Annotated in this window: 10 protein-coding genes; 2 read left to right on the top strand and 8 right to left on the bottom strand. The window is 69.4% G+C overall.

From position 1 onward, the window contains the following. Positions 1–117: 117 nt before the first annotated feature. The 3 genes from LQV16_RS03220 to LQV16_RS03210 are packed head-to-tail and all read right to left on the bottom strand — an operon-like array spanning position 118 to position 2,377. Positions 118–1,443, bottom strand: a complete 1,326-nt coding sequence (locus LQV16_RS03220) for an MFS transporter (protein WP_229992503.1) — start codon at positions 1,441–1,443, stop codon at positions 118–120. 14 nt (positions 1,444–1,457) lie between these two features. Beyond that, the gene (locus LQV16_RS03215; protein ID WP_229992501.1) at positions 1,458–1,895 is read right to left on the bottom strand and encodes a MaoC family dehydratase; all 438 of its coding nucleotides are present in this window, start codon (positions 1,893–1,895) and stop codon (positions 1,458–1,460) included. Between the two features lie 2 nt (positions 1,896–1,897). Beyond that, positions 1,898–2,377 carry a MaoC family dehydratase N-terminal domain-containing protein gene (locus LQV16_RS03210; protein WP_229992500.1) on the bottom strand — a complete coding sequence of 160 codons (480 nt, stop codon included), beginning with the start codon at positions 2,375–2,377 and terminating at the stop codon, positions 1,898–1,900. 188 nt (positions 2,378–2,565) lie between these two features. On the opposite strand from LQV16_RS03210, the gene LQV16_RS03205 reads away from it, so the two are divergent. Next, the gene (locus LQV16_RS03205; protein WP_229992498.1) at positions 2,566–2,979 is read left to right on the top strand and encodes a metalloregulator ArsR/SmtB family transcription factor; all 414 of its coding nucleotides are present in this window, start codon (positions 2,566–2,568) and stop codon (positions 2,977–2,979) included. A gap of 65 nt (positions 2,980–3,044) precedes the next feature. Further along, complete coding sequence (locus LQV16_RS03200; protein ID WP_229992495.1) at positions 3,045–4,673, top strand: SulP family inorganic anion transporter; 1,629 nt, start codon at positions 3,045–3,047, stop codon at positions 4,671–4,673. On the opposite strand, the gene LQV16_RS03195 is transcribed toward LQV16_RS03200, so the two are convergent. The 5 genes from LQV16_RS03195 to LQV16_RS03175 form a co-directional block, all read right to left on the bottom strand. Further along, positions 4,663–4,887, bottom strand: coding sequence for a DUF3188 domain-containing protein (locus LQV16_RS03195; RefSeq protein WP_229992494.1), 225 nt, complete (start codon positions 4,885–4,887; stop codon positions 4,663–4,665). The genes LQV16_RS03200 and LQV16_RS03195 overlap by 11 nt on opposite strands. Before the next feature lie 128 nt (positions 4,888–5,015). Then, entirely contained in the window at positions 5,016–5,969 is a 954-nt protein-coding gene (locus tag LQV16_RS03190; protein WP_229992493.1) for a DUF2797 domain-containing protein, read from the bottom strand. A 24-nt stretch (positions 5,970–5,993) separates the two neighbouring features. Then, positions 5,994–6,857, bottom strand: a complete 864-nt coding sequence (locus tag LQV16_RS03185; protein WP_229992492.1) for a CoA ester lyase — start codon at positions 6,855–6,857, stop codon at positions 5,994–5,996. Between the two features lie 171 nt (positions 6,858–7,028). Beyond that, positions 7,029–8,024, bottom strand: a complete 996-nt coding sequence (locus LQV16_RS03180) for an aldo/keto reductase (RefSeq protein ID WP_290369318.1) — start codon at positions 8,022–8,024, stop codon at positions 7,029–7,031. Beyond that, positions 8,021–9,727 carry a glycoside hydrolase family 13 protein gene (locus LQV16_RS03175; RefSeq protein WP_229992491.1) on the bottom strand — a complete coding sequence of 569 codons (1,707 nt, stop codon included), beginning with the start codon at positions 9,725–9,727 and terminating at the stop codon, positions 8,021–8,023. The genes LQV16_RS03180 and LQV16_RS03175 overlap by 4 nt, the downstream gene beginning before the upstream one ends. Positions 9,728–9,740: the final 13 nt, after the last annotated feature.

The raw sequence follows: 9,740 nt of genomic DNA, 5'->3' as shown, positions 1-9,740 counted from the left end.
AACACCTCCGAAGGCGTCGGGAGGACCCCGCGGATCAGCCCCGGGTCCTCAAGGGAATCTGATACATCCCGTCCTGACATCTCCGGAGGTGTTTGTGAAGGACAGACTCAACTCATATCAGCTGTACTGTCCCGGCACGGGCGCGGGCACGGGGAGTTTGCGCGCCACCGGGGAGAGCAGGAAGCTCACGATCAGCATCACCATGACGGCAAGCAGGGAGTGGAGAATGCCGACGTGCTCGGCCAGCAGGCCCAGCAGCGGCGGCCCGCACAGGAAGGCTCCGTAGCCGATCGTGGACACCACGGACACCCGGGCAGCGGCCTTGACGGGATCGTCGGCCGCGGCGGACATGCCCACCGGGAAACCGAGCGAGGCTCCGAGTCCCCAGATGGCCAAGGCCACGTAGGCCAGCCACGGCGCCGGGGCGAAGACGAACAAGCCGAGGCCCAGCACCGCGAGCGCGGCGCACCAGCGCATCACCGGGACCCGGCCGAAGCGGTCAAGGACCAGGGTGCCGGCGAAGCGGCCGATGGTCATGAAGGTGACGAACAGCCCGTAGCCTGCGGCTCCGGCGGCGTCGGTCTGGCCGTGGCCGTCTGACAATGCCAGGGCCACCCAGTCCCCCGCCGCCCCTTCGGCGAGGGCCAGCCCAAGGACCAGCACGCCCAGGAGCAGAGTGCGCCGGTCACGCCAGGCCTGCGCGATCTGGCGTTTGTTGTCCAGCGGCTGCTCCGGGACGGCGTCCGTCTGCCGGACGATCGGGATGGGCCCGGTGGAGGGATCCTCGAACGTATCTGTCCCGGATACCTTGAAGGGGCGCTCCCCCTCGACCGGCGTGATGTCCGCCCGGAACCACGCCGCAGCGGTGGTCACCGAGCCGGCCACCAGCAGGCCCACCGCGGCCAGGTGCCAGAAGACGGGGATCCCGGCGGCGGCTGCCCAGGCACCCAGCCCGGCTCCAGCCACCGTGCCCAGGCTGAAGGAGCCGTGCAGCCGGGGCATGATGTGCCGCCGGACCGCGCGTTCCACCGCGGCGCCTTCGACGTTCGACGCGGTGTTCCAGCTGGCGGTGCCCAGCCCGATGATCGCCAGTCCGGCGGCGACCGCCACCGGACTGGCGAGCACGGAGGTGCCGAAGCCTGCCAGCATCAGCCCGAAGCCCACCATGATGCTGCCGATCCGGATGGTGAGCTTGGAGCCGAGGCGAAGGACAATCAGGCCCGATGCGGACACGGACAGGAAGGACCCCGCCGTCATGCAGAGCAGGAGCAGCCCGACGGTGCCCGGAGTCAGGTCCAGGCCGTCGCGGATGGCCGGCAGCCGGGACACCCACGTGGAAAACGCGATTCCGCTCGCTCCGTAGGCCACCACCACAGCGTTGCGCCAGTGCGTGATCTCGGCGGCCGGGACGAAGACATCCTTGGTCACAGCAGTCCGATTCACTGCAATGCCATGGGCTAGGCCAGCCTGACTACGGCCTGGGCCTTGACGAGGACCTTTTGGGCGGACGAGAGGACCGTGAGGTCGACGCGGGCGGTGCCGGCGTCGGCGTCGAGCGCTCCGATGGCCCCGCTGACCTCGATCACGGCACCGGCCTCCGGCGTCCCCGTGGTGTCGGCGACCGGCACCGGCTTGGTGAAGCGGGTCTGGAAGTCGACGACGGCGGCGGGGTCGCCGGCCCAGTCAGTGACGAGCTGGACAGCGGCGCCCATGGTAAACATGCCGTGGGCGATCACGCCGGGCAGGCCGACGCCCGTGGCGAAAGCCTCGTTCCAGTGGATCGGATTGAAGTCACCGGAGGCGCCTGCGTACTTGACGAGATCGGTACGGGTGACGGTAATGCTGCGGCTGCCGATGTCCTGGCCGACGGTGAGTTCTGCGATGTTGACGCTCATGGCTACTGTCCCTCTCCGCGGACCAGGATGGACGAGGTGGTGGTGGCGACCGGCTCGCGGACGCCGGCGGCATCGGCGGCATCGCCGGGGGCCAGGGCGAAGATTTCCGAGCGGGTGGTGATCATGGCTCCGCCGCCCATGGCGCGGACGCCGTCGACGTGCAGTTCGGCGACCAGCCGGTCGCCTGCGATGATCGGGCGGTGGTGGGTGAACCGCTGGTCGGCGTGGACCACGCGGGAGAAGTCGATCCCGGAATCCGGGTCCTCGATCAGCTGCGCGTCAGCGCGCTGCGCGACGATGATGGCGAAGGTCGGCGGCGCCACGAGGTCGCTGTGCCCCAGGGCCTTGGCGGCATCGACGTCGAAGTGGGCCGCGTGCGTGGCCTTGACCGCGCGCGCGAACTCGCGGATCTTCTCGCGGCCGACGTCATACACCTCTGCGGCAGGGTAGCTGCGGCCCTGCAGGTCCGGATTGATAGTCATGGTTCCAGCCTATCGCCACGCCCGGGACCGTCCGGCTTCGTGACAGGGTGCGCACCGGGATCGGACGGGCATTGACGGGAGGGTATTGACTCGCGCGATATGATGAAAACATCAATCCATCAATCCAGACAGCGGCGCTGTCCCGCCGGGCCGCGCCGCGAACGGATGCGAGAAGGTGTCCTCCTGCCATGATCTCCGCCGCGCAGACCCCGTTGTACGAAATCAAGGCCAACCTGTTCAAGGCCCTGGCCCACCCGGCCCGCATCCGGATCCTCGAGCTTCTGGCCGCGGCACCGGACACTGCGGCGCCGGTCAGTTACCTGCTCGCCGAGACGGGACTGGAGCCCTCGCATCTGTCCCAGCATCTGGGGACGCTGCGCCGGCACGGCGTGGTGACGTCTGTCCGGACGGCGAATGTGGTGACCTACCGGCTGGCTCATCCTAAGATCAAGGAGCTTCTCGCGATCGCCCGGGTCTTCCTGCTGGACACCCTGGCCGGTTCCACCGAACAGCTCCGGATAGCTCAGGAGCTGCCGGCAGGCCACCTCGACAGCACTGGCCACCTCGACGACACTGGCCATCTCGACAACACAGCGCCGTGAGCGCGGACGCGGCATCAAGTCCGGTCGGGACACCCGACACGCTCCGGAGACGCCTTACCCGGTTTGTGCCCTCCCGGCGCGACTACGGGCTCTTGCGGTCCGCCTGGAAGACGGACCTGTTCGCCGGAATCACAGTAGGCATTGTGGCCCTCCCCCTGGCCCTGGCCTTCGGGGTGAGCTCCGGCGTCGGGGCGGAGGCCGGACTCATCACCGCGGTGGTGGCCGGACTGGTCGCCGCCGTCATGGGCGGATCCAACGTCCAGGTCTCCGGCCCCACCGGCGCCATGGTGGTGGTCCTGGCCCCGGTGGTCGCCGCCCACGGCGTCGGCAGCGTCGCGCTGGTCTCGGTGCTGGCCGGACTGCTCGTCATGGTCCTGGGAGTGAGCGGACTGGGCCGCGCCGTCGCGTTCATCCCCTGGCCGGTCGTGGAGGGTTTCACGCTCGGCATCGCCGCCATCATCTTCCTCCAGCAGGTGCCCCTGGCCACGGGCACCGCGGGAACGCCCGGCCACAACACCCTCCTGGCGGCCATCGAGAGTGCGTCACAGGCAACCATGCCAACCGTGCTGCAGACGCTCGCTGTGGTGGCGGGCGTCGCGGCCCTGATGTACCTGCTGCCCAGGCTCAACAAGTCCCTGCCTGCGAGCCTGATCGCGGTATTGCTCACCACCGTGGCGGCAGAGCTGCTGGCGCTGGACATACCCCGGATCGGCGCACTTCCGCACTCCCTGCCGGCGCCCTCCATGCCCTCTGTGGATCCGGCCGCACTGGGCGGCCTGCTGATGCCTGCCGTCTCCATCGCGACGCTCGCCGCCATTGAATCTTTGCTCTCGGCCCGGGTGGCCGCCGGCATGGTGGGGCCGGACGGCCGTCCGTCCGGCCCATACAGCCCGGACCGGGAACTCACCGGGCAGGGGCTGGCCTCGATCGCCGCCGGATTCTTCGGCGGCATGCCCGCCACGGGCGCGATCGCCCGGACGGCCGTGAACGTCCGTTCCGGCGCCAAGACCAGGCTCTCCGCGGTAGTGCACGCCCTGGTGCTGCTGGCCATCATCTATTTGGCGGCCGGACTCGTCGGACGGATCCCGCTGGCGGCGCTGGCCGGCATCCTCATGGTCACGGCCACACGCATGGTCTCGCGGCACACGGTAACGGCGATCCTCCGGTCCACCCGCGCCGACGCGGCGGTGTTCGTGATCACGGCCCTCATCACCGTCGCCTTCGACCTCATTGTGGCAATCCAGATCGGACTCGCCGCGGCAGCCGTGTTCACGCTGCGGGCATTCGCGTCCCTGAGCGGAGTCCGGCGCGAGGACATCCCCGGGCCGACGGTTCCGGGAGACGAGCACATCGCCATTTTCCGGCTGGACGGGGCCATGTTCTTCGGCGCCGCGGAACGGGTCCTGCAGGAGATCAGCCAGGTCAAGGACGTCCAGGTGGCCATCATCCGGCTGTCGCAGCTGCGGATGCTGGACGCCACGGGTGCCCATGCGCTCGTCGAGGTGATTTCGGCGCTGGAGCTGCGCGGCGTCACGGTCCTGCTGAAGGGTGTCCAGCCGCAGCATCTGGAGCTCGTGACCAATGTGGGGGTCATCCGCTCACTGCGGCATCACAAGCACCTGTTCACGTCCCTTCCGGACGCTGTGGAGCATGCCCGGAGCCATGTGGTGCGGAACGCGGCTGCTAGCGTTTGAGGTTCTTCCGGATTGCCTGGCCGCGGACCACGAGCCCGGCAATGTGCAGGATCAGGCCCAGCCCAATCACCGCCAGCGAGGCGAGGGCAAGGGCCTGGTTGCCGGTGCTGTTGCCGACCACACTGAGGGTGATGCCGAGGGCGATCAGGCCCATGGCACTGAAGACGAGCACCTTGTAGGCGGTTGACGCGGTGGCCCAGAATTCGTTCAGCACCGTGCCAGTCTACCGGGGCGCGCCGGCGCCGCCGCGATCCGCAAAATTCCTGGCGACACTCAGAATGCCTGGCGACGCGGGAATACGGGCGCGTCCGGTAATTTGCGCGTCGCGGGGCAATTTCAGCGTCAGAACAATGTTTCCTGCACGGCCGGGACGTCCGAGCCGTGGTCCCCGAGTTCGATCATCCGGGCCTTGAGCTGCCCCAGGTTCACCACGAATTCCAGTTCGCTGCCATCCAGCGCCGCCAGCGCAATGCTGCCGCTCAGCGAATCGACCCGGAACCCGTGCGTTCCGGTCCCCAGGTCGTGGGGGTAGGCATGCCGGGCGGCCGGGGCGCAGGCGTTGGCAGAGAGCTCCGGCCGGACCCACCGCTCATCCACCACTTCAAAGCCCTCCCCGCCGGCACCGGCGAGCAATGTCCGGACCACCCCTGCCAGCCGCCCGTTCACGGCATCGAGTTCGACGGCGGCTGCCGGTGCCACGAGCGCAGCCGCTTTGGCGGCGGCGCGGACCTGCTGCGGCAGCCCGGCGTCGCGCGTGATCATGTCCTCAAGGATGCGTACCACGCGGCCGTCCCCGGCTCGGGCGACGTACCGGGCGACCACAGCGCCCTGCTCGGCGAGCCGGTTCCATTTGCGCGGGTGGGACGCGGTGCCGACCTTGCTGGCCCCGTTGGCGAAGGTGGCGACGTAGAGCCAGTGCGGCTGCATCAGGTACGCGCGCAGGCCCGGCGGGACCCTGCCGCCGCGGTGGAAGTCGTGGATAAGCCGGGAGTCGTCCAGCACGAAGCACAGTTCGCACTGGCTGCCCTTGGTGGCGGCAGCCCGGGCGGGGCAGAGGACGTGGTCCCGGTCCGCCGGGCCGTGGACCACGTGTCGCCCGAGGCAGTGCTTCCCGTTGGCGGCGAGCCGGAAACCGAGCCGGGTGCCGGCGTCGAGCGCCAGTTCGGTGAGGGTGCCGTCAGGGTCCTGCAGGCGCATCACCGGGAGCCCTCCGCCGGGCTGTCCAGGTCCGGGCGCGGGAACCGGCGCCGGACCATCCCAAAAGACCCCGTGAACCAGATAGCGGGTATCGGTCACGGGGGCTCCTTGAGTGGTGTGGGGCTACAGAGCCGGCTGCACGCCAAAGGCTACCGCGAGCTTCATGATCTTCTCGGCGCGGCCCAGGCGCGGCAGGTCGGAGCCGTCGCGGATGACGCGGCCGCTGGCCTCGAAGTCGGCCATGAAGTCCGTGGCCCACGCGACGTCGGACGGCGTGGGGCTGATGACCTCGTTGATGACCGGCGTCTGGTCGATCGCGAGGCAGAGCTTCCCGGTCATCCCCATCATCACGGTGATGCCGGTCTGTTCGCGCAGGATCGGGTGATTCGTGCCGACGGTGGGGCCGTCGATGGGGCCGGGCAGGTTGCCGACGCGGCTGGCCACCACCAGCTTGGCGCGGGGGTAGGCCATGGCTTCGGCGGTGGCCGCCATGCCGGTGTCGCGGCGGAAGTCGCCCGAGCCGAAGGCCAGGCGGAAGGCGCCCTGGGCCTTCGCGATGTTGTTGGCTTCCTCGATGCCGACGGCGGACTCGACCAGGGGGATGACCGGGGTCTTGCCGTCCATCCGGTGGAAGCTCTCCGTGACCTGGTCGGCCGATTCGGTTTTGGCCAGCATGATGCCCAGCAGGCCGGGAGTGCCGCGCAGCCCGGCAAGGTCGTCGGCCCAGAACGGGCTGGTGGCGTCGTTGATCCGGACCCACGCGCTGCCGCCGGCGGTCAGCCAGTTCACGACGTTGGCGCGGGCGATGTCCTTCTGGGAGGGGTCCACCGCGTCTTCGATGTCGAGGATGATGGCATCGGCCCGGGAGACGGCGGACTGGTCGAAGAGATCGGTCTTCATCGCGTTCACCAGCAGCCAGGAGCGGGCGATGTCGGCCGGGATGTTGCGCTGGGGCCGAAGTGATTCGGCGGTGGTGGTAGAAGTCATGCATCTACGCTAGCCGCCCGGGGGCACTTGCCGCTAAGCGATCCGGCCCTCAGGGGCGACCATTACGACCAAAATCATGTCCCTGCCCAACCAGCTGGCAGCAGAAGCCGTTTTCAGGACTCCAAACGGCCTCGCCTGCCAGCTAGTCGGGGTGGGTTACGGCGGGACTGGCTAGGGGATGTTGCTTCCCCTGGCCGCGATCCAGAGGCCGTACCACTCGGCGCGGGTCATCGCCTCGGCGGCCTCGGCGGCACCGGCGCAGGCGAGGATCCTGTCCGGGTTGGCGGTGCCGATCACGGGCGCAATCCCGGCTGGGTGCTTCATGAGCCAGCCCAGCACGATCGCCTCCCCCGTGGTCCCCTTCGCGGCGGCCAGGGCGGCCACACGGGCGCTGGTGGCCTCCTCTGCCGGCGTCGGCACGGCCGCCGGCGCACCGGTGTACAGGCCGCGGGCCAGCGACCCGTATGCCTGCAGCCGGATGCCGTTCCGGACGCAATGCTCCACGGTGCCGTGCGGGAAGCTGTAGTCCGTGCCCTCAGCGTGGTTGACCAGCACCGTGCTTTCGAGCCAGGCCCGCTTCAGCAGGCTCATTTCGAGCTGGTTGCCCACCACGGGCACCTCGAGCCGGTCCTGCAGCATCTCGATCTGCGGGCCCGACATGTTGGACACGCCCACTGCCCGCACTTTGCCCTCGGCCATGAGCTGCCCGACGGCGGATGCCACCTCCGCCGGATCCATCAGGGGATCGGGGCGGTGCAGCATGAGCACGTCGACGTAGTCCGTGCGGAGCCGGGCCAGGCTTTCGTTGACCCGCGCCAGGATGCCGTCCCGGCTGAGGTCGTAGTAGGCCTCCAGGCCCTGCTCGCCCAGCCGGATGCCGCATTTGGTCTGCAGCCGGATCTTCTCCCGCAGCCCGGGGGTCCGGGCCAGGACCTCGCCGAAGACGGCTTCGGCTTTGCCCTTGGTGTAGATGTCCGCGTGGTCAAAGAGCGTGATGCCCGCGCTCATGGCGGCGTCGACGGCGGCGGCCGCCTCGTCCACGTGCGCGGACGAGTACGGTTCCGCCGACCAGTTCCCGCCCAGGCCCATGCAGCCGTAGACGAGTTCCTGGGGAAGGTTCCCGTCGAGGGCGGCCGCGCCGGACGAATCCTTCGGTGCGGGCCTCACCGCAGCCAGACGGTGGTGTTGGCCGGCAGCTGTCCATCTTCCAGCGGGCCGCTGCTGACCAGCACCTCGCCGGCAGGCAGGTCAACCGGTGCGTCGCCGAAGTTGGTCACCGTCTGCCAGCCGCCGGGACGGCTGAAGCGCAGGACGTCGGCGCTGCCGGCTTCCTGCCATTGCAGTTCCTCCGAGGTCTGCAGTTCGCGGCGCAGCTTCAGGGCCTTGCGGTAGAGCTCGAGGGTGGAGCCTTCCACGCCGTCCTGGGCTGCCACGGCGTAGCGGCCGAACCAGGCCGGCTGGGGCAGGTGCGCCCCGCCGGCGCCGAAGCCGAACGAAGTGCCCTCCGGAGCCCACGGCAGCGGCACGCGGCAGCCGTCGCGGCCGATCTCTACGCCCTTGTTCCGGAAAAAGGTGGGGTCCTGGCGCTCGGCGTCGGGGATCTCGGTGACTTCCTGCAGGCCCAATTCCTCGCCCTGGTACAGGTAGGCCGAACCCGGCAGGGCCAGCATCAGCAAGGTGGCGGCGCGGGCCCGGCGCAGGCCGAGTTCGACGTCGAGCTCTTCGACAGGGGCGCCGGCCAGCAGCCAGCCCTTGCCGTCCTGGCCCTGGGCGTGCTTGCCGCCGCCCTGGGGCAGGCCGTAGCGGGTGGCGTGGCGGACGACGTCGTGGTTGGAGAAGACCCAGGTGGAGGAGGCCCCGGATTCCGTGGCCTCGGCGAGGTTCCGGGCGATGATTTCGCGGAACTCGCCGGCGTCGAAGTCGGCCTGCAGGAGGTCGAAGTTGAACGCCTGGCCCAGGCCCTCCGGGCTGGCGTAGCGGGCGCGGCGGGTGGCGTGCACCCAGGCCTCGGCGACGGCCGTGCGCGGCGGGTTGTACTCGTTGAACACCTCGCGCCATTCGGCGTAGATCTCGTGGACTTCGTCGCGGTCCCAGAACGGGTGCGAGCCGTCCGGGAATCCGTCCGTGCCCGTGTTGGCGGCGCTGAGCTCCACCTTGGAGATCAGGGGCTCGGTGAGGTCCTTGGTCAGGGCGTGGGCGACGTCGACGCGGAAGCCGTCCACGCCGCGGTCGGACCAGAAACGGAGTGTCTTGAGGAAGTCGTCACGGATTTCGCGGTTGGCCCAGTTCAGGTCCGGCTGTTCCTTGGCGAAGATGTGCATGTACCACTGGCCGGGTGTGCCGTCGGGCTCGGTGATGCGCTCCCAGGCGGGGCCGCCGAAGACGGACTCCCAGTCCGAGGGCGGGAGCTCGCCGTTTTCGCCGAGGCCGTCGCGGAAGATGTAGCGTTCGCGGGCGGCGGATCCGCGCGGGGAGGCCAAGGCCTCCCCGAACCATTCGTGCCGGTTCGAGGAGTGGTTGGGGACGATGTCGGCGATCAGCTTGATGCCGGCGGCGTGCAGCGCGGCGGACATCTCGTCGAAGTCCGCCAGGGTGCCGAGCTTGGGGTCCACGTCGCGGTAGTGGTCGACGTCGTAGCCGCCGTCGGCCAGCGCCGAGGGGTAGAACGGGGAGAGCCAGACGGCGTCGATCCCGAGTTCCTTTAGGTACGGCACCTTGGCGGTGATGCCCTTGATGTCGCCCAGGCCGTCACCGTTGGAATCGGAAAAGCTCCGCGGGTAGATCTGGTACACCGATGCCTGGCGCCACCAGTTGGGGTCGGCGGCGAGGTCGGAACCGGACAGGGTTGCCAGCGTGGCGGTGTTGGTCAAAGGAGATTCCTTC

Source organism: Arthrobacter sp. Bi26, assembly GCF_918697925.1.
Classification (GTDB): Bacteria; Actinomycetota; Actinomycetes; order Actinomycetales; family Micrococcaceae; genus Arthrobacter.
The sequence above is the reverse complement of the archived record's forward strand: the minus strand, read 5'-3'. Positions and strand labels throughout refer to the sequence as shown.

Excerpts from the sequence above, each read along its gene's own strand:
- LQV16_RS03215 (WP_229992501.1), bottom strand. The coding sequence starts at position 1,895 with ATGAGCGTCAACATCGCAGAACTCACCGTCGGCCAGGACATCGGCAGC.
- LQV16_RS03210 (WP_229992500.1), bottom strand. The coding sequence starts at position 2,377 with ATGACTATCAATCCGGACCTGCAGGGCCGCAGCTACCCTGCCGCAGAG.
- LQV16_RS03205 (WP_229992498.1), top strand. The coding sequence starts at position 2,566 with ATGATCTCCGCCGCGCAGACCCCGTTGTACGAAATCAAGGCCAACCTG.
- LQV16_RS03185 (WP_229992492.1), bottom strand. The coding sequence starts at position 6,857 with ATGACTTCTACCACCACCGCCGAATCACTTCGGCCCCAGCGCAACATC.